Source organism: Sphingomonas adhaesiva, from assembly GCF_036946305.1.
In the GTDB taxonomy this organism is placed as follows: domain Bacteria; phylum Pseudomonadota; class Alphaproteobacteria; order Sphingomonadales; family Sphingomonadaceae; genus Sphingomonas; species Sphingomonas adhaesiva_B.
This window is the reverse complement of record NZ_JAQIJJ010000002.1, coordinates 350,306-370,357: the sequence shown is the minus strand read 5'-3', so window position 1 is coordinate 370,357 and position 20,052 is coordinate 350,306. Positions and strand designations below refer to the sequence as shown.

Sequence of the window (20,052 nt, the reverse complement as noted above, 5' to 3'; positions counted from 1 at the left end):
ATGTTCCGGCTCGGTACCCGTGGTTCCCCGCTCGCGCTCACCCAGGCGGGAATGGTGCGCGATGCGCTGATGGCGGCGCATGGCTGGGACGATGTGGAGATCGTCGTCATCCGCACCACCGGCGACCGGGTGCAGGATCGCGCGTTGGCGGAGATCGGCGGCAAGGCCTTGTGGACCAAGGAGCTGGACCGCGCGCTGCTCGCCGGCGAGGTCGATGCCTGCGTCCATTCGATGAAGGATGTCGAGACGCTGCGCCCCGATGCGATCGCGATCGCGGCGATCCTGCCGCGCGCCGACGTGCGCGACCGGCTGATCGGGGCGGACAGCCTCGACGCGCTGCCGCATGGCGCGACGATCGGCACCAGCAGCCCGCGGCGCGCGGCGCAGGTGCGGCGGCTGCGCCCCGATGTCGGCACCACGCTGTTCCGCGGCAATGTCGATACGCGGCTGGGGAAGCTGGCCGCGGGCGAGGTGGATGCGACCCTGCTCGCCGCCGCCGGACTGGAGCGGCTGGGGCGGCACGATACCGGTGTCGCGATCCCGCTCGACGTGATGCTGCCCGCGCCGGCGCAGGGCGCGGTGGGTGTCGAGACGCTGAGCGAGGGCGACGCGCGCGCGCGGGTCGCGGCGATCGACGATCGCGACACGCATCGCGCCGTGGCGGCGGAGCGTGCGTTCCTGGCGGCGCTGCGTGCGGATTGCCATTCGCCGGTGGCGGCGCTGGCGACGATCGAGCGCGGCGCGCTGCGGCTGCGCGCGCAATTGCTGACCGAGGCGGGCGAGCAGGCTGTCGAGGGCAGCGCGGAGGGCGAGGATGCGGTCGAGGTCGGCGCGCGGCTCGCCGCCGAGCTGCTGGCATGCGCGCCCGACGCGATCCGCGCGCTGTTCGGTTGATCGTCATGCGCCGCGCCCTGGTGCTGCGGCCGGAACCGGGAAATGCGCGCACCTGCGCCGCGTTGCGCGCCACGGGCGTCGCGGCGGTCGCGCTGCCGTTGTTCGCGATCGTGCCGCACGACTGGCCGGTGCCGGACGCCGCAGGGTTCGACGCGCTGCTGCTGACCAGTGCCAATGCGGTGCGCCATGCCGGCGCCGGTCTGCACAGACTGTCGCATCTGCCGGTGGTGGCGGTGGGGGAGGCGACCGCGGTGGCGGCGCGGGCGGCCGGGCTGCGCGTCGCGATCACCGGCGATGGCGATGCGGCGCAGGCGGTGGCGCTGGCGGCGCGCTATCCGCGGTTGCTGCATCTGGCGGGGCGCGACCGGGTCGCGGTGGCGGGGGTGACGGCGGTAACGGTCTATGCCAGCGATCCGCTGGCGGTGACGGTGGACGCCGTGGCGGCGGCGCGCGATGCGGTGGTGCTGCTTCATTCGCGGCGCGCGGCGGCGCGATTCGTCGCGCTGGCGGGGGCGATGTCGCGCGAATCGGTGCGGGTCGCGGCGCTGTCGGCGGCGGTGGCGGCAGAAGCGGGTACGGGGTGGCAGGCGGTGGCGGTCGCGCCGCGGCCCGACGATGCGGCGCTGGTCGCGACGGCGGTGCGGCTCGCGATTGACCCGTGACCGCGCGCGCGGGATAAGCGGGCGGATGACCGATTTTCCCGGCACGCAGCGTGGTACATCGCGATCGCGGATCGGCCCGGTCCTGGCGATCGCGATCGTCGCTTTCCTGATTGGATTGGGCCTGATGGCCTATGCGGTACGCAACACGCCGGGCTTCTTCGTGCGCTCCGCCGCGCCGACGCCGGCACCGTCGCCCAGCGCGACGCCGACGCCGCCCGTCGCGGCCACAGCGGTCAGCGATCTCAACACGCTGGCGCTGCGCGAAGCGGCGCTGGCGGCGCAGGTCGCCAATCTGGAGGCGCGGGTGGCGCACACCGATGGCGACAGCGCGCAGGCGGCGGCGCGCGCTGGCCGTGCGGAGGCGATCCTGACCGCGTTCGCGTCGCGCCGCGCGATCGATCGCGGCGCGGGGCTCGGCTATCTGGAGGCGCAGCTGCGCGAGCGGTTCGGCACCACCCTGCCCAACGACGTCAACACCGTGATCCGCGCCGCACGCGCGCCGGTGACGCTGGAGGACCTGCGCGAGGGGCTGAACAGCGCCGCACCGGTTTTGCTGTCGCAGAAGAGCGACTGGTGGGCGGGGATCGGCAGCGAGCTGCGCAGCCTGGTGGTGATCCATCGCGCGGGCACGCCCTCGCCACTGCCGTCGGACCGGCTGGCACGCGCGCGGCGGATGCTCGACATGGGCAATGTCGAGGCGGCGCTGGGCGAGGTGCAACGGTTGCCTGGCGCGGGCGGGGCGGACGGCTGGATCGCGGCGGCGCGGCGCTGGATCGACGCGCGGCGGTCGCTCGACACGCTGGAGGCGGCGGCGATCACGGGCGCGATCGCGCCGCCCCGGGTGACGGTGCTGCCCGCGATGCCGGCGCCGGACCCCTCGCCGAGCGCGGAGGCGGAAACGGAGACGGGGGCGCAGGGATTGTTCTGACCGGTAGATCCTCCCCTGGTGGAGGAGGATCTATCCGTCGAGCGACCGCGCCCTGTCCACCAGCAACACCGGCACGCCGTCGCGGATCGGATAGGCCAGCCGCGCCGCGTCCGACACCAGCTCGCCTGCGGCCTCGTCCCATCGCAGCGGGGTGCGGGTCAGCGGGCAGACCAGCCGCTCCAGCAGCCACGGATCAATGCGCGTTGCGCCCGTCACTGTCCCCGTCACTGAAGCGTCACCCGGTCCTCGCCACCATGGCGGCCGAAGAATTGCATCAGCTGCACCAGCAGGTCGGCGCGCGTCGCGATGTCCGGCGCCTCCAGCAGCGCCTGCTTGGCGGCGACATCGAAGGGGGCGATCTGCGCGATGCCGTTGACCAGGCTCATGTCGTCGAGCCGGCCGACCGCGTCCCAGTCCACCGCATAGCCCTGCGCCTCCGCGAAGCGGCGCGATTCCATCTCCAGCGAGGCACGCGCGCCCAGCGCCAGCACCTCGTCGACCGGGGAGGGGAGCAGCATCGCCTCCACCTGGCGGAAGGCGGTGGTGACGTCGAGTTCCTCGATCACGCGGAACAGCGACAGCCCTTCGAGGATCAGATTGTAGCGGCCGTCGTCGAGCGCCTCGACCTCGGCGATCCGCCCGACGCAGCCGATGTCGAACAGTCCTGGCCGATCGCGGTCGAGACCGGCCCGGTCGGGCAGGTCGGGGCGCGGCTGGATCATCGCGATGCGGCGGTCGCGCGCCATCGCGTCCGACACCATCGCCCGGTAGCGCGGCTCGAAGATATGGAGCGGCAGATGCAGCCCCGGGAACAGCAAAGCGCCGGGAAGCGGAAAGACCGACAGCCGGGTGGTATCGCCGGGCATCAGCCGAACAGGATCGCCGACAGCCGGCGGCGCTGCGCCGACACCCAGGGATCCTCCAGCCCGACGACCTCGAACAGCTTCAGCAACTGCTGGCGCGCCGCGCCCTCGTTCCAGTCGCGCTCGCCCTTGACGATCGTCAGGAAATGATCGGCGGCGGCATCGCGGTCGCCCGCCGCCATGCGCGCATTGGCAAGGTCGTAGCGCGCCTGCCAATCCTCCGGGTTCGCCGCGACCGCGGCCTCCAGCGGGGCGAGATCGTCGACCGCGGGGGCCGACCGCGCCAGCGCGAGCGCGGACTGCGCGCGCGCGATGTCGGGCAGCCTGGCGATGTCCTCCGGCAGCGTGGCGATCAGCGCTTCGGCCGCATCGGGATCGCCGACCGCGATCAGCGCGCGGATGCGGCCCGACAGGACGGCGTGGTGATCCGGCGCCATCTCGGACAGCTGGTCGAAGATCGACAGCGCGCGCTCCGCCTCGCCCTCGGCCAGCACCTGCTCGCCCATCGCGATCAGCGGCTCCAGCTCGGCCTCCTGCGCCTGCGCCTCGCCCGCGATCGGCAGCTGGCGCAGCAGCTGGTCCAGCATCGTGCGCAGCTGCGATTCGGTGCGCGCCGGCGTCAGATCGGCGACCAGCTGCCCCTGGAACATCGCATAGACAGTCGGGATCGAGCGGATCTGGAATTGGTTGGCGATGAACTGGTTCTTGTCGGTGTCGACCTTCGCCAGCACCACGCCCTTGTCGGCGTAATCGGCGGCGACCTTCTCCAGCACCGGCGCCAGCGCCTTGCACGGGCCGCACCATTCGGCCCAGAAATCGATGATGACGAGCTTCGTCATCGAGGGTTCGACGACCTCGGCGCGGAAGGTCTGGACGGCTTCCTTCTCCGCCGGTGACATGCCTAGAGTGGCCAAGGGGCGCTCCTGCTTGATGGATGCCCCTTATGTGGGAACGGGGCGGGGGATACAAACCCCCCGCCCCGCCACCATGGATCAGGCAATGCGGATCAGAACGCCGCCGTGATCGAGAACAGCGCGCGCGCACCCGCGATCGACCCGCTGCCGTTCTGCCCGCGGCTGAAGCTGGGCTGCAGATACGCCGCCTCGCTGTCGGAGATGTTGGTGTCGACATAGGCGACCCCCAGCGTCAGCGGCGTGCCGTGGATCGCATAGTCGGCGCCCAGCATCCAGTCGACGTAGCGCCCGGTCGGCGCGACGCTGGTGGCGAACGGCCCGAGGCCGCGGTTGCCGGCGGAATAGCCGATATGCGCCTTCGCGGTCAGCGCGGTGTCGGGGATGCCGACGGCGCCGTCGCCCCAGACGTAGAAATTGTCGCCCTTCGCACCGGGACGGTCATAGACGCCGTTAGCGGCCGAGGTGCCGTTGGCGTACCAGGCGCCCAGCGCCTCCTGCTTGGGCGCATAGGCGACCCCGGCGGTGAGGCTCAGCGGGCCGGCGGTGCCCGAGAGCTTGGCATACGGCTCGATGAAGTCGGTGTTGTCGAAGCCGCCCGGATACATGTACCAGGTGGCGCCGACGTCGAGCGTGCCGCCGCCGCCGATCGGGGTCTTGTAGCCCGCGATCAGGTCCAGCTCCATGTTGGCGCCGCCGAACGTGCCCCAGCCCGCGAGGTTCGACCCCCAGGTGCCGACGTACAAGCCGCTTTCGTGCGCGACGGTAAAGCCACCCTGGATCGCCGGGTTGCGATCGGACTGCGAGACGCCGCGGAAGCGATAGTCGTTCACCAGGGCGACCGAACCGGAGACGGTGACGGGCTTGGGTGGCGCTTCCTCCTGCGCGGTGGCGGGGAGCGCGGTGACGGCCAGCAGCGCGGCCGGGATCAGAGATGCGTACTTCATGGAACCTCCCTTGTGGTAGAGGCTCCTCCTGCGTCCGGTCGGCGGTCGCTCTATCCCCTTGGGATGGCGACCGCTCGTCCGCACTCAACTGGGTTATTCGGCGATTGCTGCCGTATTGTTTCCAGATGTTGTCAAAACATGTCGCGACGGTTGCTTAGTGGCTTCCCGCGGCAAGTGTGGCGATCCGGCCACGCGCCCCGGTGATCTCCACCCGCGTCCCCGCCGCGCGGCGGCGCTGGAACCAGTCGCGCAGCATCTCCGCGCTGGTGTGGTCGACCGCGTCGAGGCGCGAGGCATCGATGCGGACATGCGTGCCCGCCGGGACGCGGTCCAGCGTCTCCGACAGCTTGGGCAGCGTGACGAAGGTGGCGGTGCCGTCCAGCGTGATGGCATGCGCGTCGCCCTCGCTCGCCTCGAACACCTTCAGGCGCAGGCGGCGCAGGTGCGGCACCAGCTCCAGCATGGTGAGGCCGATGCCGACCAGCACCCCGGTCAGCAGGTCGGTCGCGACCACCATGATCAGCGTCGCCGCCCAGATCGCGACCGGCAGCACGCCATAGTCGCGGAACAGGTGGGTGGCGTGCTTGACGCTGACCAGGCGGAAGCCGGTGACGACCAGGATCGCGCCCAGCGCGGCCATCGGGATCGCGGTCAGCACGAACGGCAGCGCCGCGACGAAGCCCAGGATCCACACGCCATGGAGGATCGCCGACAGCCGCGTCACCGCGCCCGCCTGCACGTTGGCGGAGGAGCGCACGATCACGCCGGTCATCGGCAGCGCGCCCGCGAAGCCGCACAACAGGTTGCCGACGCCCTGCGCGCGCAGCTCCTTGTTATAATCGGTGCGCACGCCCGCGTGCATCTTGTCGACCGCGGCGGCGGACAGCAACGTCTCGGCCGAGGCGATGAAGGCGATGGCGAAGCCCGCGGCGATCACCGACGGGTCGAGCAGGCGGGTGAAGGCGTTGCCCGAAGGCGGGGCGATCGCGCCGAAGATCGAATCGGGCACCTGCACGCGCGCGACGTCCACCCCCAGCAGCAGCGACAGGATCGTGCCCGCGACCACGCCGACCAGCGCGCCGGGCAACAGCTTCATCGACGCCGGGCGGAACTTCTCCCACCCCAGCATCGCCGCGATCGTGGCGAGCGCGATCAGGAAGGCGAATTCGGTCGCGCGCAGGTCCGCCGACAGGCCGAGCAGGCGGCCCGGCGCCGCGGCCAGGTTCTGCAGCCCGCTGGGCAGCGGGCGATGGTCGAACAGGACATGGAACTGGCCCACCACGATCAGCACGCCGATCCCCGCGAGCATGCCATGGACCACCGCAGGCGAGATCGCCTTGAACCAGCCGCCGAGCCGGAACACGCCGGCCGCGACCTGTACCGCGCCCGCCAGGATCAGGATCGGACCGAGCGCGCTCAGCCCCTGGTCGCGCACCAGCTCGTACACGATCACCGCCAGGCCGGCGGCAGGGCCGCTGACCTGCAACGGCGAGCCGGCGAGCGCGCCGACGATGATGCCGCCGATGATGCCGGTGATCAGTCCCTTCTCCGCCGGCACGCCGGACGCGATCGCGATCCCCATGCACAGCGGCATCGCGACGAGGAAGACGACGATCGACGCAGTGACGTCGCGCCCCAGGAACTGGAGTCGGGGCACGGACACGCCCGGCCGGTCGGCGGGGGCGAGAGGAAGCGGTTCGGCGGCGGCGGTCACGGGCGGGCTCCTGCGATCAATCGTCCGGGAGTAGGACTCGCCGATTGCTGCGTCCGCGCGGGTTTGTGTTGTTTCGTTGCTTCGAGTGATCAAAGCCCCTCCCCTGAAGGGGAGGGGTTAAGTAAGGGTCACAGATGCTGCACCCGCCCGGTATGCGGCAGCACGATCTCCGCGCGCAGCCCGCCCTCGCGCCGGTTCGCCAGCGTCAGCGTGCCGCCCTCCATCGCCACCGCCAGCTGGACGATCGGCAGCCCCAGCCCGAACCCCACGGTATCGCGTCCGCGCGCGGGGTCGAGGCGGACGAATGGCTCCAGCACATGGTCCAGCTCGTCGTCGGGAATCCCCGGGCCGTCGTCCTCAACCCGGATCGCCAGCGTCTCCCCGCCGGGCACCAGCGTGATCGTGACGCGCTCGCCATAATGCAGCGCATTGTCGACCAGATTGACCAGCGCACGCTTGAATCCGACGCGGCGCACGCGCCACTCGCAATGGTCCGGCCCGTCATAGGTCGCGTCGCGCCCGCGGTCCTGCGCATCGTCGGCCAGCGTCGCGCACATCACCGCGAGATCGACCGAGGTGGCGCGCTCCGGATCGGCATCGCCGCCCAAGAAGGCGAGCAGCGAGGTGATCATCGCCTCCATCTCCTCGACATCGCGCACGATCGCGTCGCGCGTCTCGTCGGCGTCGAGCGCCTCGGTACGCAGGTGGAGCCGCGCCAGCGGCGTGCGCAGGTCGTGCCCCACCGCGGCCAGCGCCTGCGTGCGTCCCGCGATCAGTGCCTGGATCCGCTCCTGCATGCGGTTGAACGCGGTGACGACGCGGCGCACCTCGCCCGGCCCGTCCTCCTCCACCGGCACCACCGCCCCTCCCGCCGTACCGCGCCCGACCAGCTCCGCCGCTGCCGCCAGCCGGCGCAGCGGCAGGAAGGCACGGCGCAGCAGCACGCCGCCCAGCACCATCAGCGCGATCGCGGGGATCAGCGCCAGCGCGATTCGCTCGAACGCCAGGTTGATGTCCGCCACCGGCTCCAGCGTGCGGAAATACAGCCAGCTGCCGTCCGCCAGTCGCAAGCCCCCCGCCACCACCGAGCTGCGCCCCGGCGATTGCAGCCGCACGCGCAGGTCGGACCCCTTCAGCGACGGTTCCCAGTCGACGATCTGGCGCCGCATCTCGTCCAGCGCGGGGGAGATGCGCGGCGGCTCGGGCAACACCGCGCTCCATTGCAGCGCATAGCGATCGGTGGTCAGTTCGGTCGCCATCGCCGGGCGCTGCGTCGGCGCGCGCTCGTCGAGCAGGCGGCGGCTGATGACCAGATGTTCGGCAAGGCGATGCGCCTCGTCGTCGCGCACCGCGAAGCGGCTGGCGCGCTCGTACAGCAATGTGCTGGTGCCGAATTCGATCAGCAGCGTCAGTAGCAGGATCGCAACGACCTGCCCCAGCAGGCCGATCGCGGGCCGCCTGAACCGGGTCAAACGCGCTCCACCGGGGCGTTGAGCATATAGCCGACGCCGCGCACGGTGACGATCGGCGCGGGCGCGCCCGCGCTGCCCAGCTTGCGGCGCAGCCGGCTGATCAGCACGTCGATCGAGCGGTCGGAACTGTCGCCCAGCCGGGTGCGGCTCAGCTCGATCAGCCGCTCGCGCGCGATCACGCGCTGCGCATGGTCGGCGAGCACGACCAGCAGGTCGAATTCCGCGCCGGTCAGGTCGACGATCGCCCCGGTCGGCGAAGCCAGCTCCCGCCGCGGCAGATTGACGGTCCAGCCGTCGAAGGTCAGCATCCCCTGGTCGCCCGCCCCGGCGCGCCGGTCCAGCGCGGGACGGCGCAGCACCGCGCGGACGCGCGCCACCAGCTCGCGCGTGCCGAACGGCTTGGCGATATAATCGTCCGCGCCCAGCTCCAGCCCGACGACGCGATCGGTTTCGCTGGCGCGTGCCGACATGAAGATGATCGGCACGTCGCTCTTCTGCCGCAGCGACCGGCACAGGTCGATCCCGCTGGTGCCGGGCAGCATGATGTCGAGCAGGACGAGGTCGACCGGTCCCGAATCGAGCGCCAGCCACATTTCCGGCGCGGCGGAGGCGGGACGGACGGAAAAGCCGTTCTCCTGCAGCGCGCGCGCGGTGAGCATGCGGAGCGAGGGATCGTCCTCGACGAGCAGGATCGTGGGGGCGGTCATGCCCCGTGAGGTAGAGTCGCGGTGGAGCGGGGTCAACGTGGGCGGGGGTGCCAGAAAAAGTGTGTAACGCAACCGATGGGGGCTTGCGGGGGTCAGGGTGCGCTGCTAGTGGCCGCGCCTCACCCAGCCGGTCCCTGCAAACGCAGCCCGGCTTCGGCGCCAGAGCGGGCGTAGCTCAGGGGTAGAGCACAACCTTGCCAAGGTTGGGGTCGAGGGTTCGAATCCCTTCGCCCGCTCCAGCGATCCGGTGGTTTCCCCACCGTATCCCCACCAAATTGATGCTCACTGGCATGCCTCCATCCATGGCCGCGAGGCGCACGCACCCGCTACAAAACGGGATGCGTCACGCTCTCGCTCTTCTCGTTCGAAACGAAGGCGTCGGCGCTCCTCGTCAGATATTCGGCTTCGTAATGCGACGCGAGTTGCCTCCTCGCGCGAATACCCTTGAAGCGTCATAAGGCTGTCACGCAAGCGGATCTCATCGTCTCTAAGCGTATTTGGTGGAGGGGATGCGGGGGATAGGAGCGCCGCGGCAACTATTAGTAGCACCGAAGGTGCGCCGACGATCATCAAAGCGCGACGGAACTCCGCTTGCTCTCGTTCGACCGGATCAGTGATGTCTTTTGGGTTTGCCAGCGCCACACGCAACCGCGCGATCAGTTTCTCTCGTATTTGATAACCCTTCGGCATGTGCACCTCTGTCGTTGGCCAGAGGCGTTCGGCGGAGCCGGGTGTTCGAAACCCCGGCAAAGCGCAAGGCGCATGCGCCTTTACCGTTGCCGGTTGGACATGCGCGCATGCCACCCGGCCACAGCATAGCTGGAACCGGAGGCTTTGCTTGGGAGGTTTCGATGCCTCACCCTCGAGTGTCGCGAGGGCGGGGTGATGATAGATCACTTTCCGGCTGTCGCAAGTGAGCAAAGGGCCAAAGTTGCTTTGGCCTCAGCGATCGGAGCGTTCAGGCAGAGCTACCAGCAGTTTTGAACAAGCAAGGACATTCGGCGTAGGCAAGGGTAGTATGATCCTTCGGTGGATGCTTCGGGCGCACTACCGCCGGTGGGAAGTACGGACGCAGGATAATTTCTCGATTTGCCTGTTCTGGCCGTTAGGAGGCCGCTGGGAGCGATTTGGGCGATGTGAGCGCAATACAGGCCACTTGTGCTATAAAACGACTGGAAGGCCGTTATAGCGGTTTTCTAAATACCCCTGCTAAAAATCGCTGTAAATTTGACCGCTAAAAAATAGTACAAGTATATTACTTATCTATTTTTTTTCGCGTCCGTGGACTCTGATCTGTAAAAATAAAAAAGAAGATATAGAGGAATTACACACACTGTCTATATCTTGCCACAAAAGGGATGTGGCAAAAGGCGTCTATAACGTTCAGGCTTACTCATCCGCGACTGCTTCGCTCGCCTCTACGCTGCTATCTGGGACGAGTTCAATTTCCGCGCGAACCATCGCGAGCGGATAAACGGAACATTTTACCTTCTGGTCGGGGCGCCGTGACAGCCCCCATCGAGCGGTTCAAAGCGACAGGGTCAGCCGGCCCGATCCCCACCGCTTCGGTTTGAGTTACGAACTCGTCCAATCTGCCGGTGGCGAGCGCGGCCGCTAGGGAAAGCCGTTCAATGGCGCATCCCTGTAGACAGATTCACAAGATTCTGGTAGCACAGCTTCCGCCCGGGATCGCGAAATCCCGGGCGGGGTTGATGCTACAACCAGATCAGTAACGCGAGGGCCGCTAACCCAAGCGCTACACAGGTCCGGCCGGACATGCAGACCTCTCAATCTTCGGGAACTGAACCGTCCCGATCGGCCTCCCCTTAGGGCAGCAAGGTTCAACCGTGGCGCGTTGGCGATCCAGGGTTCTCAAATGGAAGGGTTGGCCCCCTTCCGGCGACAGGGGCGCTAGCGGCATTGCCGTTTAGCGTCCCATCTCGTTGACGGAGCGTGTAATTATCTCCGTCTTTAATCAGACCACCCCGCTGCACTAGCCGACTGAGCCACGAATAAACTGCGGAGGGGTTCGTCTGCAGCTTCTCCGCGGTGAAAGGGTTGTTTCGCGCCGCCTCTACAGCCTCAGCCGCTGTGAATGACCCTCCCATCCCTGCTACAGCCTGCTGCATAACGCTACTGAAGGTTTTTTCAACAACGTTCGGCTCTTGTTCCTCCTCAACTCGACCGCTGCGTATCTCGTTGAGGATGGTGGGGTGATACAGCAAATTATCCACCCTAACAATCTGCTTCCGTTCAATCAGGCGCGCTACGGAGTTGCCAAGGATGTTCGCGTTGCGTCTGATCCGGTCAACAAAATCCGGGTCGGAAAGGAGTTGGCCTCGTAGCCACTTCGACGTCCTACCGCCCCGCTCCGCAGACAGAAGTCGGACAACCGCGGCAGTGATGGGCTCCTTGCCCCCACTCCGTGCATCCCATCGTTGATCCGATCCAACCGCAGCTGGTGCCTCTGTGCCATCGCTGGGAAGATGGCTGACGAGTTCAGCTGCTAAAGAGGGGAACAGCAGGCGGAACGCGGCCACCTTCTGGTCAACACTGGTTATGGTGGCTGCGGCGCGTGCCTGCGCCTCGACGGCTTCGGCGCGTTGGCGAAGCCAGTCCTGTACCTCTGCGATTGCCAGATTCGCTGATCGCTGTTCGTCCATACGAAGCCAGTACATGAATTGCCTCAGCCATGCAACGCAGTGTGGTGGATGGAGGGAGGTGCCTTGACTTCCCGGTGCGCAATCCTCATTACAGATGACAAGGAACGTTGGCTGAGTGGTTTAAGGCAGCCGGTTTAGGTCCGGTCGTGGGAGTGAAGCCCCACCATGGGTTCGAATCCCATACGTTCCGCCGTTTTCAACAAGGGCGCTTCCGTTCTTGATATGAAAACCGTTTCTAACTAAGTCGGATATTGCGAAATCGCAGCTTCACCGGCGCTGCCGTGCGAGATCGCATTCCTAGCCTAGCTAGGTGGCGGAACGTAAAATCCACAGAGGGCCGTCTCGGGCAACCGAGGCGGCCTTTGCCGTTTCCGATAACGTTATCGGACTACGCGAGGTGGGTAGGAGATAAACAGTGGAATGTATAAGCCGCTTGCCCGCGCGGAGCGACTATTCTAGTTCCTAGCGATTAGCTCATTAAGCACAGCTTCGACTTCGCTTCGTCGGTAGCGGATTGACCGCCCAATCTTTATTGCGTCAATACTGAGAATATGTGGAGACCCCTTGCTTCTGCGAAAGCGCTGCCCTCGTACCCAAGGAGTTGACATAGAAAATAAGTTGGCGACCTCTCTGTCGCACATAAGTGGTGAAGATTGCGTCATCTCATAAATCCATATGTTATTGGTTTTAGATGTGAGATGTAAGATTACGAGAAATTATTAAACGCTATTTCTGTTAGATTGGTTGCATTACCACTATCGCTGTAAACAGCATAGGTACTCATCAGCATTTTGATATCAGAGTGACCTAAGCGCCCTGCAACCGTTCTCATATCCATACCGCTCTGACAAAGGATCGTCGCATTTGTGCGTCGTAAGTCGTGAAGGCGTGCATCCTCCAGACCACATTTCGCCCACAACTTCGTCAACCGCCTTTTGATTGTCGTAAGGGAGACTGGGAAAAGCTTGGTGCTGCCATCCTCTCGCTCCCTCTCCTTGAGTCGTTCATATATTGCTCGCATGCCTTTCGTCGCATTGATGACGCGCGGCTTACCGCTTTTGCTGGTCCTTATCATGACCACCATTGAACCATTAGGTACGATCGCAATGTCATCTAGCTCTAGGCTTGCTATTTCCCCGCGGCGCATACCGCTATGGAGAGCCCAAACAATGAAGTCGCGAAGCCAACCCGTCTTAGCCTGAGGCATCTCATCAGCCGACGCAGCTAATTCGTTGTCAATTGCATCAGCCGTTTTCAGGATGCGTTCCACTTGCTTTGCATCAAAGAAGCGCTGGCGGGGCTCGCAACCTCCTATCTTGTCGGCGATCTTTCCCGGATTCTTATCGATCACGCTTGATTTCACCGCATCGTTCAGGATCGCATTTAGCGTTGAAAGTTGCCGTGCAACTGTCGCCGGCCCAAGCTTACGACCGCGTTGACGAGTGATCCACGCATTCACATCGGCCGTGGTGATGTCCTTGAGGAGCTTCTTACCAAAGCTGGGCTTCAGATGTGTCTCAACGTGCCCCTTGAGAGTACCATAACCCTTGGCGCTAATCTTCTTACGCGCTAGCCACGCGTCAGAATGCTCGGCGAAGGTGATAGGCTTCTTTTCCTCAAGGGATTCTCCTCTGTCAGCCCTGCCTTGAAGGAGGCAGCGATGTTCCTCTAGCGACTGCCAGTCCCACGACTCTAGCCGTCCCACCTTCTTCTCAAGCGAGCGTCCGTGTGAAAGTTTGATCTTCAGGTATACCGTTATGCCGCGTGTACCGTGCAGTAGGCCGATGCCGTTCACATAGTGCGCTCGCTTGCCCGCATTGGCGGGTGGATTGTCGCGCAGGTTCTCTAGCTCGCGAAATCGACGCGGCCGACCGCGCGACCGTGGGGTCGCTGGATGTGTCATTCTAAGTCCTTGATAAGGTGATTTATTTAACCAACCTACGTCAGGCGATTTGGATTCATGCTTCCCCACGTTTTCCCCACGGGGAACGCTGAAAAATATGGGGAACGGGCAAAACGCCAGTGCGCGGTGGCGGCAGGTTTTGTTCGCTCAATCCGAAACTTAGAGAGCCAACAAAACAGCTAGAGTGGTCGATTCCGACCTTGCCAAGGTTGGGGTCGAGGGTTCGAATCCCTTCGCCCGCTCCAGCTGTCTCGCTGAAATAGCGAGGCTATTTCAGCTTCGCGAGACAGCGCGGCCGGCGGTGCATCGCACCGTCCGACGACGCAGCTTTGCCGCGGCGTGGCATAACCTTAAGATGCCCCCATGACACCTCCCATCCGAATCGGTATCGGCGGCTGGACCTACGAGCCGTGGCGCGGCACCTTCTATCCGCCCAGATGGCCGGCGAAGCGCGAGCTGGAATATGCCAGCCGCCACGTCACCGCGATCGAGGTGAACGGCACCTTCTATTCCTCGTTCAAGCCGGCGACCTTCGCCACCTGGCGCGACACCGCGCCCGACGGCTTCGTCTTCGCGCTGAAGGCGTCGCGCTATTGCGTGTCGCGCAAGGTGCTGGCGGAGGCAGGCGAGTCGGTGCAGCGCTTCGTCGGGCAGGGGATCGTCGAGCTGGGCGACAAGCTCGGGCCGATCCTGTGGCAATTGCCCGCGACGAAGAAGTTCGATGCCGACGACATTGCCGCCTTCCTGGCGCTGCTGCCGTCCGTGCAGGACGGCGTCGCGCTGCGCCACGCGATCCAGGTGCGGCACGCAACGTTCGCGGTGCCCGCGTTCGTTGCCCTGTGCCGCGCCGCCGGGGTGGCGATCGTCCATGGCGATTCGGCGGACTATCCGGCGCTGGCGGACGTGTCAGGCGATCTGGTCTATGCCCGGCTGGAGAAGGCGCGCGAGGAGGAGCCGACGGGTTACGATGCGGGCGAGCTCGACCGCTGGACGGACGTGGCGCGCGCCTGGGCGGCGGGGGAGTCGCCCGCCGGGCTGCCCTATGTCGCCGACCCTGCGCCGGTGCGCCCGCGCGCCGTGTTCGTCTTCTTCATCAACGGCGCGAAGGTGCGCGCGCCCCATGGCGCGATGGCGCTGATCGAGCGGGTGGGCGGGGCGCCGGCGAATCCTCATCCCGCCGAGGTGTCGTAGCGGCGCTGCGCCGCCAGCACCGTGGTCATGCGCCGCTCGGCCCAGTCGATCATCAGCGCCAGCGCGCCCACCAGCTCGCCACCCAGCGGCGTGATCGCGTAGCTGACCTTCACCGGCACGCTCGGCTCGACATGGCGGGTGACGAGGCCGTCGCGTTCGAGCGAGCGCAGCGTCTGGCTCAGCATCTTCTGCGAGATGCCGCCGATCTCGCGCTTCAGCGCGCTGAAACGCCGCGGTGCCGCGCCCAGCAGCTGGAGGACCAGCACGCTCCATTTGTCGCCGACCCGGTCGAGCAGCTGCCGCGTCGGACAGTCGCGCGCATAGGCATCGCCGCGCGCCGCATCGGTTTCGCGCGGGTGACCTGGTGGCGGAGGGGTGCCGTCTTGCATCATCCCTCCTCCTACCCGACCTGGTCACCATAGGAAACCAACGGAGATCACAGATGAAGGTGGCAGTATTGGGCGCGAGCGGTCGCGCGGGGTCGGAGATCACCCGGGAACTGGCGGCGCGGGGCCATGCGGTGCAGGCGATCGCGCGCCATCCCGAGGCGATCCCCGTCGCGGACGGCGTCACGCCGGTCGCGGGCGATGCCGCGGATCCCGCCGCGCTCGCCGCCTTGATCCGCGGCAGTGACGCGGTGATCAGCGCGCTGCATTTCGACGTCACCGCGGACACGTTGCTGTCGGTGCTTCGCCAGGCCGGGGTCGGTCGCCTGCTGGTGACCGGCGGTGCCGCCAGCCTGGAGGTCGCGCCGGGGCAACGCCTGTTCGATTCACCCGATTTCCCGGCCGAGTGGAAGCCGATCGCCGCCGCCGGCATCGCCTTTCTGGAGGCGTTGCGCGACGAACGGGCGATCGACTGGACGTTCTTCTCGCCCGCCGCGCTGATCGAGGAGGGACCGAGGCGGGGGCATTACCGGCTCGGCGGCGACCGCCTCGTCACCGACGAGGCCGGAGAGAGCCGGATCAGCTTCGCCGATTATGCGATCGCGATGGTGGACGAGCTGGAACGCGGCGCGCATCCCCGCGCCCGCTTCACCGCCGCTTATTGAGGATCGGGCGCCGCCGTGACGCCGCGGCGCTCACCCAGTTGGTGAAGGATCGCCGCATAGGCCGGCAGCGCCAGTCGCGACAAGCCGCATGCCTCGGCGATCGGAAACCAGCGCAACTCGCTATGCTCGTCGCCGAGCAACACCGGCTCGACCGGCGCCCAGTCCTCCACCACGAACAGGTGGTATGTCGCGCCGTGCCGCTCGTCGTGCAGCGAGGCGACATGCCGGTGATGCCGCGGCGTCACGCCGATCTCCTCCGCCACCTCGCGGATCAGCGCCTGCTCGATCGTCTCGCCCGGTTCGACATGGCCGCCGATCACGTCCCAGCAACCGGCATAGCTGCGCTTGTGGAGCGCGCGACGCGCCAGCAGCACCGCGCCGTCGCGCAGCAGAAAGGCGCCCGCGGTGTGGATCACGCGGGCGTGCCGATCGTCACCCCAGCCGCTCGCGCAGGTCCAGCATCGCCAGCGCCGCCAGCGCCGCGCCGCCGCCCTTGTCGAGCTGCGCCGGGTCGGCGCGCGCGATCGCCTGCGCCTCGTTCTCGGTCGTCAGGATGCCGTTGCCGATCGCGAGGCCATCGAGCGTCAGCGCCATGATGCCGCGCGCGCTTTCGTTCGCCACGATTTCGAAATGATAGGTCTCGCCGCGGATCACGACGCCGAGCGCCACGAACGCGTCATAGCGCTCGCTGTCGGATGCCAGCGCGATCGCACCCGGCACCTCCAGCGCGCCCGGCACCGTCAGCACCTCGCACGTATGGCCCGCCCCCTCGATCGCCGCCTTCGCGCCCGCGACCAGCATGTCGTTGAGATGGTCGTAGAAGCGCGCTTCCACGATCAGGACGTTGGCCATCAGTCGATCTTCCTCTCGCCCACGATCGTCAGGCCATATCCTTCGAGGCCGACGAGCGTGTGGTGGGTGTTGGTGAGCAGCACCATGTCGTGGACGCCCAGTTCGGCCAGGATCATCGCGCCGACGCCATAGTCGCGCAGTTCCTCCATATCGACCTTGACCGGCTCGCCCGCCTTGCGGCGCACCGCGGTGGTGAAGGCATCCTCGCGCTGGCGGTTGACGACGACGATGACGCCCGCGCCTTCCTCGGCGATGATCTCCATCGAGCGCGACAGGATGCTCGACCGCTCGCTGTCCTCGCCGAACATGTCGGCGAAGGGCGACAGCGCGTGCATCCGCACCAGCGTCGGGCGGGTGGGGTCGATGCGGCCCTTCACCAGCGCGATCTGCTCGGTGCCGGTGGCCTTGTTGCGATAGGCGCGCACGGTCCAGTCGCCGCCCCAGCGGCTGGTGAACGGGGCCTCCGACGCCAGTTCGACCAGATGGTCGTGGCGGCGGCGATACGCGATCAGGTCGCGGATCGTCCCGATCTTGAGGCTGTGGAGCTGCGCGAAGCTGACCAGATCGTCGAGCCGCGACATCGTCCCGTCCTCGTTCATGATCTCGCAGATCACGCCTGAGGGGTTGAGCCCGGCGAGCCGCGAGACATCGACTGCGGCCTCGGTATGGCCCGCACGCACCAGCACGCCGCCGTCGCGCGCCACCAGCGGGAAGACGTGGCCCGGGGTGACGATATCGGCCGCGCCCTTGGTCATGTCGATCGCGGTGGCGACGGTGCGCGCGCGATCGGCGGCGGAGATGCCGGTGGTGACGCCTTCCTTCGACTCGATCGAGACGGTGAAGGCGGTTTCGTGCCGGGTGCCGTTGTGGCGGCTCATCAGCGGCAGGCCGAGCGTGTCGATCCGCTCCTTGGTCATCGCCAGGCAGATCAGGCCGCGGCCGTGGCGCGCCATGAAGTTGATCTTCTCCGGCGTCGCCATCTGCGCCGGGATGACGAGGTCACCCTCGTTCTCGCGATCCTCGTCATCGACCAGGATGAACATCCGGCCGTTGCGCGCTTCCTCGATGATCTCTTCCGGGCTGGAGAGATAGCCGTGGCGCAGACGCGCCAGTTCCGCAGGCTTAGCGACCACGATAATGCTCCATCCGTTGCAGGTAACGCGCCAGCACGTCGATCTCGATATTCACCGCGACGCCCGGCTCCAGCGCGCCCAGCGTGGTGACCGACTGGGTGTGCGGGATCAGGTTGATCGCGAAATGGGTTGCCCCACCCTCATCGGCGCCTTCATCGCGGACATGGTTGACGGTCAGCGACACGCCATCGACCGTCACCGATCCCTTGGGCGCGAGAAAGGGGGCGAGGTCCGGGGTGACGCGGAAGCCGATGCGTTTCGAATCGCCGTCCCCGCACACGCCGATCACCTCGGCGATGCCGTCGACATGGCCGGTGACGATATGCCCGCCCAGCTCGTCGCCCAGCTTCATCGCGCGCTCCAGGTTGAGGCGGCGGCCCTCGACCCACTGTCCCTGCGCGGTGCGGCTGGTGGTTTCGCCGGACACGTCGACCGCGAACCAGTTGGGCCCCTTATCGACGACGGTGAGGCACACGCCCGAGCAGGAGATCGACGCGCCCAGGTCGACGGTCTCGGTATCATAAGCGGTGTCGATGACGACGCGCAGGTCGCCGCGCTGCTCGATCTGGCGGATGGTGCCGATGTCGGTGACGATGCCGGTGAACATGAACCCTCTCTCAGCGCGCCTCGTAGCCCTCGACGCGGTCGCTGCCAAGCTGGCGCTCGTCGGTGAGCGCCCAGCGCGCGTGCGCGTCCGGCAGATCGGCGAGGCCGATGTCGCCCAGCGTGCGCCCGCCGCCGATCAGAATCGGTGCGCGATAGAGGAGGAGGCGGTCCACGAGATCCTCGCGCAGGAAGGCGGCGGCGATGGCGGCGCCGCCCTCGACCAGCAGGTGATCGACGGGGAGGGTGGCGATGTCGGCGGGGCGCTGGATCCAGAGCGGGTCGCCCTCACCCTTCCCACCGCCTTCGGCGGCGGGCCCCTTCCCTCTCCCGGCGGGAGAGGGAGGGAGCGCCGAAGGCGCGGAAGGGTGAGGGTGACTGGAAAGGATCACTTTGAGAGGCGACCGCTCCTCCAGCCCCGCCAGCCGCACGTCGAGCCGTGGGCGATCCGCCTCCCATGTTCCGCGCCCGACCAGGATCGCCTCGTGCCGCGCGCGCTCCAGATGCGCGTGCGCACGGGCGGGGGCGCCGGTGATCCACTGGCTGCGCCCGTCCGCCATCGACACTGCGCCGTCCAGCGACAGCGCCAGCTTGAGCGTGACGTGCGGACGACCCAGCCGGCGGCGGGTGAGGAACCCCGCCATCGACCGCCGCGCCGCCGCCGTTTCGATCTCGGTGACGACCTCGACGCCCGCCGCGCGCAGCCGGGCGATCCCCTGACCATCGGTGCGCGGATCGGGATCGCACAGCGCCACCACCACGCGCGCGACGCCGCTCGCCACCAGCAGGTCGGCGCAGGCGGGACCGCGCGGCGAGACATGCGCGCACGGCTCCAGCGTGACATAGGCGGTGCCGCCCCGCGCCGCCGTGCCCGCCTGCGCGAGCGCCATCGCCTCGGCATGGGGGCGCCCGCCGGCCTGGGTCCAGCCGCGCCCGACGACGCGCCCGTCCGCCGCGACGATCACGCAGCCGACATTGGGATTGGGCGCGGTCCGCCCGCGCGTGCGCTCGGCCAGCGCCAGCGCCGCGCGCATCCAGCGCGGGTCGTGGGTCAGATACCCATCCGCGTCAATTTGTCGTCCAGTCGCTTGAACGCGGCGCGATTCTCGTCCTGCTTCTTGCGCGCTTCGGCCTCGTCCGCGTCCTTCTTCACCTGATCGATCTTCTGCTGCGCGACGATCTCCGCATCGGTGCGGTCCAGCCGCCATTGCTGGACATACACGATCTGCGGCTTGTACTCCTTCTCCATGTAGGAATCGTGCGCGAAGGCGAAGATGAGGAAGGCGGTGATCGCGATCGCCGCCACCAGGAACCACCATTCGTGGCGCTCGCGCGTGCTCAGGAAGAAGCGCAGGTCCGACCAGGCGCGGACAGGCGACATGCGGGACAGGAAGGTCATGGGCGCGAATATAGGGACGTGCCCGCCACCCGTCATCCCGGACGTGATCGCGAGTAGCAACACACCTCCTGCATCGCTCTTGTTCCCCGGCGAAGGCCGGGGTCCAGGTGGGAGCGATTTCCGCATCTCACGACCCGTCCGTAGCTGGACCCCGGCCTT

21 protein-coding genes and 2 tRNA genes are annotated in these 20,052 nt (G+C 67.1%); 7 read left to right on the top strand and 16 right to left on the bottom strand.

Going from position 1 to position 20,052, the window contains the following annotated elements; translation table 11 throughout:
- The 3 genes from hemC to PGN14_RS01960 are packed head-to-tail and all read left to right on the top strand — an operon-like array spanning position 1 to position 2,484.
- Positions 1 to 894 (top strand): hydroxymethylbilane synthase, encoded by an 894-nt coding sequence (gene hemC / locus PGN14_RS01970; RefSeq protein WP_335297729.1) that lies wholly within the window; start codon positions 1 to 3, stop codon positions 892 to 894.
- 5 nt (positions 895 to 899) lie between these two features.
- Positions 900 to 1,556 carry a uroporphyrinogen-III synthase gene (locus PGN14_RS01965; RefSeq protein ID WP_335297728.1) on the top strand — a complete coding sequence of 219 codons (657 nt, stop codon included), beginning with the start codon at positions 900 to 902 and terminating at the stop codon, positions 1,554 to 1,556.
- A gap of 25 nt (positions 1,557 to 1,581) precedes the next feature.
- Entirely contained in the window at positions 1,582 to 2,484 is a 903-nt protein-coding gene (locus PGN14_RS01960; RefSeq protein WP_335297727.1) for a hypothetical protein, read from the top strand.
- A 30-nt stretch (positions 2,485 to 2,514) separates the two neighbouring features.
- On the opposite strand, the gene PGN14_RS01955 is transcribed toward PGN14_RS01960, so the two are convergent.
- The 7 genes from PGN14_RS01955 to PGN14_RS01925 all read right to left on the bottom strand — a co-directional run bounded on the left by PGN14_RS01955 (position 2,515) and on the right by PGN14_RS01925 (position 9,098).
- A complete protein-coding gene (locus tag PGN14_RS01955; RefSeq protein ID WP_335297726.1) occupies positions 2,515 to 2,700 on the bottom strand; it encodes a Trm112 family protein in 186 nt (61 codons plus the stop codon).
- Positions 2,701 to 2,708: 8 nt separating this feature from the next.
- Positions 2,709 to 3,350, bottom strand: a complete 642-nt coding sequence (locus tag PGN14_RS01950) for an LON peptidase substrate-binding domain-containing protein (RefSeq protein WP_335297725.1) — start codon at positions 3,348 to 3,350, stop codon at positions 2,709 to 2,711.
- Positions 3,350 to 4,246 carry a tetratricopeptide repeat protein gene (locus PGN14_RS01945; RefSeq protein WP_335298027.1) on the bottom strand — a complete coding sequence of 299 codons (897 nt, stop codon included), beginning with the start codon at positions 4,244 to 4,246 and terminating at the stop codon, positions 3,350 to 3,352. Before PGN14_RS01945 ends, PGN14_RS01950 begins: the two co-directional genes overlap by 1 nt.
- 107 nt (positions 4,247 to 4,353) lie before the next feature.
- Complete coding sequence (locus tag PGN14_RS01940) at positions 4,354 to 5,205, bottom strand: TorF family putative porin (protein ID WP_335297724.1); 852 nt, start codon at positions 5,203 to 5,205, stop codon at positions 4,354 to 4,356.
- 154 nt (positions 5,206 to 5,359) lie between these two features.
- Positions 5,360 to 6,868, bottom strand: coding sequence for a SulP family inorganic anion transporter (locus PGN14_RS01935; RefSeq protein WP_335298026.1), 1,509 nt, complete (start codon positions 6,866 to 6,868; stop codon positions 5,360 to 5,362).
- A gap of 179 nt (positions 6,869 to 7,047) precedes the next feature.
- Positions 7,048 to 8,391 (bottom strand): ATP-binding protein, encoded by a 1,344-nt coding sequence (locus PGN14_RS01930; RefSeq protein ID WP_335297723.1) that lies wholly within the window; start codon positions 8,389 to 8,391, stop codon positions 7,048 to 7,050.
- Positions 8,388 to 9,098 carry a response regulator transcription factor gene (locus PGN14_RS01925; protein WP_335297722.1) on the bottom strand — a complete coding sequence of 237 codons (711 nt, stop codon included), beginning with the start codon at positions 9,096 to 9,098 and terminating at the stop codon, positions 8,388 to 8,390. Before PGN14_RS01925 ends, PGN14_RS01930 begins: the two co-directional genes overlap by 4 nt.
- A 164-nt stretch (positions 9,099 to 9,262) precedes the next feature.
- Between PGN14_RS01925 and PGN14_RS01920 the strand changes: the two genes are divergently transcribed.
- Positions 9,263 to 9,337: transfer RNA gene (locus PGN14_RS01920), tRNA-Gly, on the top strand.
- 1,602 nt (positions 9,338 to 10,939) lie between these two features.
- On the opposite strand, the gene PGN14_RS01915 is transcribed toward PGN14_RS01920, so the two are convergent.
- Complete coding sequence (locus PGN14_RS01915) at positions 10,940 to 11,776, bottom strand: hypothetical protein (RefSeq protein ID WP_335297721.1); 837 nt, start codon at positions 11,774 to 11,776, stop codon at positions 10,940 to 10,942.
- An 86-nt stretch (positions 11,777 to 11,862) separates the two neighbouring features.
- On the opposite strand from PGN14_RS01915, the gene PGN14_RS01910 reads away from it, so the two are divergent.
- Positions 11,863 to 11,951 (top strand) — tRNA-Leu (locus tag PGN14_RS01910).
- A 516-nt stretch (positions 11,952 to 12,467) separates the two neighbouring features.
- On the opposite strand, the gene PGN14_RS01905 is transcribed toward PGN14_RS01910, so the two are convergent.
- Positions 12,468 to 13,664, bottom strand: coding sequence for a tyrosine-type recombinase/integrase (locus tag PGN14_RS01905; RefSeq protein WP_335297720.1), 1,197 nt, complete (start codon positions 13,662 to 13,664; stop codon positions 12,468 to 12,470).
- A gap of 363 nt (positions 13,665 to 14,027) precedes the next feature.
- Between PGN14_RS01905 and PGN14_RS01900 the strand changes: the two genes are divergently transcribed.
- Positions 14,028 to 14,855, top strand: coding sequence for a DUF72 domain-containing protein (locus PGN14_RS01900; RefSeq protein ID WP_335297719.1), 828 nt, complete (start codon positions 14,028 to 14,030; stop codon positions 14,853 to 14,855).
- Here the strand turns inward: PGN14_RS01900 and PGN14_RS01895 are convergent.
- Entirely contained in the window at positions 14,834 to 15,244 is a 411-nt protein-coding gene (locus PGN14_RS01895; RefSeq protein WP_335298025.1) for a winged helix-turn-helix transcriptional regulator, read from the bottom strand. The two genes, PGN14_RS01900 and PGN14_RS01895, sit on opposite strands and share 22 nt — an antisense overlap.
- A 53-nt stretch (positions 15,245 to 15,297) precedes the next feature.
- Between PGN14_RS01895 and PGN14_RS01890 the strand changes: the two genes are divergently transcribed.
- Positions 15,298 to 15,906, top strand: a complete 609-nt coding sequence (locus tag PGN14_RS01890) for an NAD(P)-dependent oxidoreductase (RefSeq protein WP_335297718.1) — start codon at positions 15,298 to 15,300, stop codon at positions 15,904 to 15,906.
- Here the strand turns inward: PGN14_RS01890 and PGN14_RS01885 are convergent.
- The 6 genes from PGN14_RS01885 to PGN14_RS01860 are packed head-to-tail and all read right to left on the bottom strand — an operon-like array spanning position 15,900 to position 19,893.
- Positions 15,900 to 16,322: an NUDIX domain-containing protein gene (locus PGN14_RS01885; protein ID WP_335297717.1), complete on the bottom strand. Its 423-nt coding sequence runs from the start codon at positions 16,320 to 16,322 to the stop codon at positions 15,900 to 15,902. The two genes, PGN14_RS01890 and PGN14_RS01885, sit on opposite strands and share 7 nt — an antisense overlap.
- 16 nt (positions 16,323 to 16,338) lie before the next feature.
- A complete protein-coding gene (gene ribH, locus PGN14_RS01880; RefSeq protein WP_335297716.1) occupies positions 16,339 to 16,758 on the bottom strand; it encodes a 6,7-dimethyl-8-ribityllumazine synthase in 420 nt (139 codons plus the stop codon).
- Complete coding sequence (ribB, locus tag PGN14_RS01875) at positions 16,758 to 17,891, bottom strand: 3,4-dihydroxy-2-butanone-4-phosphate synthase (protein ID WP_335297715.1); 1,134 nt, start codon at positions 17,889 to 17,891, stop codon at positions 16,758 to 16,760. The genes ribH and ribB overlap by 1 nt, the downstream gene beginning before the upstream one ends.
- Positions 17,881 to 18,498: a riboflavin synthase gene (locus tag PGN14_RS01870; protein WP_335297714.1), complete on the bottom strand. Its 618-nt coding sequence runs from the start codon at positions 18,496 to 18,498 to the stop codon at positions 17,881 to 17,883. Before PGN14_RS01870 ends, ribB begins: the two co-directional genes overlap by 11 nt.
- Positions 18,499 to 18,508: 10 nt before the next feature.
- The gene (gene ribD, locus PGN14_RS01865) at positions 18,509 to 19,528 is read right to left on the bottom strand and encodes a bifunctional diaminohydroxyphosphoribosylaminopyrimidine deaminase/5-amino-6-(5-phosphoribosylamino)uracil reductase RibD (RefSeq protein WP_335297713.1); all 1,020 of its coding nucleotides are present in this window, start codon (positions 19,526 to 19,528) and stop codon (positions 18,509 to 18,511) included.
- 17 nt (positions 19,529 to 19,545) lie between these two features.
- Positions 19,546 to 19,893, bottom strand: coding sequence for a hypothetical protein (locus PGN14_RS01860; protein ID WP_335297712.1), 348 nt, complete (start codon positions 19,891 to 19,893; stop codon positions 19,546 to 19,548).
- Between the last annotated feature and the right edge of the window lie 159 nt (positions 19,894 to 20,052).

Coding starts and splice junctions, on each gene's coding strand:
- hemC (WP_335297729.1), top strand. CDS start 1: ATGTTCCGGCTCGGTACCCGTGGTTCCCCGCTCGCGCTCACCCAGGCG.
- PGN14_RS01965 (WP_335297728.1), top strand. CDS start 900: ATGCGCCGCGCCCTGGTGCTGCGGCCGGAACCGGGAAATGCGCGCACC.
- PGN14_RS01960 (WP_335297727.1), top strand. CDS start 1,582: ATGACCGATTTTCCCGGCACGCAGCGTGGTACATCGCGATCGCGGATC.
- PGN14_RS01950 (WP_335297725.1), bottom strand. CDS start 3,350: ATGCCCGGCGATACCACCCGGCTGTCGGTCTTTCCGCTTCCCGGCGCT.
- PGN14_RS01945 (WP_335298027.1), bottom strand. CDS start 4,246: ATGTCACCGGCGGAGAAGGAAGCCGTCCAGACCTTCCGCGCCGAGGTC.
- PGN14_RS01940 (WP_335297724.1), bottom strand. CDS start 5,205: ATGAAGTACGCATCTCTGATCCCGGCCGCGCTGCTGGCCGTCACCGCG.
- PGN14_RS01925 (WP_335297722.1), bottom strand. CDS start 9,098: ATGACCGCCCCCACGATCCTGCTCGTCGAGGACGATCCCTCGCTCCGC.
- PGN14_RS01915 (WP_335297721.1), bottom strand. CDS start 11,776: ATGTACTGGCTTCGTATGGACGAACAGCGATCAGCGAATCTGGCAATC.
- PGN14_RS01905 (WP_335297720.1), bottom strand. CDS start 13,664: ATGACACATCCAGCGACCCCACGGTCGCGCGGTCGGCCGCGTCGATTT.
- PGN14_RS01900 (WP_335297719.1), top strand. CDS start 14,028: ATGACACCTCCCATCCGAATCGGTATCGGCGGCTGGACCTACGAGCCG.
- PGN14_RS01895 (WP_335298025.1), bottom strand. CDS start 15,244: ATGCAAGACGGCACCCCTCCGCCACCAGGTCACCCGCGCGAAACCGAT.
- PGN14_RS01890 (WP_335297718.1), top strand. CDS start 15,298: ATGAAGGTGGCAGTATTGGGCGCGAGCGGTCGCGCGGGGTCGGAGATC.
- ribH (WP_335297716.1), bottom strand. CDS start 16,758: ATGGCCAACGTCCTGATCGTGGAAGCGCGCTTCTACGACCATCTCAAC.
- PGN14_RS01870 (WP_335297714.1), bottom strand. CDS start 18,498: ATGTTCACCGGCATCGTCACCGACATCGGCACCATCCGCCAGATCGAG.
- ribD (WP_335297713.1), bottom strand. CDS start 19,528: ATGCGCGCGGCGCTGGCGCTGGCCGAGCGCACGCGCGGGCGGACCGCG.
- PGN14_RS01860 (WP_335297712.1), bottom strand. CDS start 19,893: ATGACCTTCCTGTCCCGCATGTCGCCTGTCCGCGCCTGGTCGGACCTG.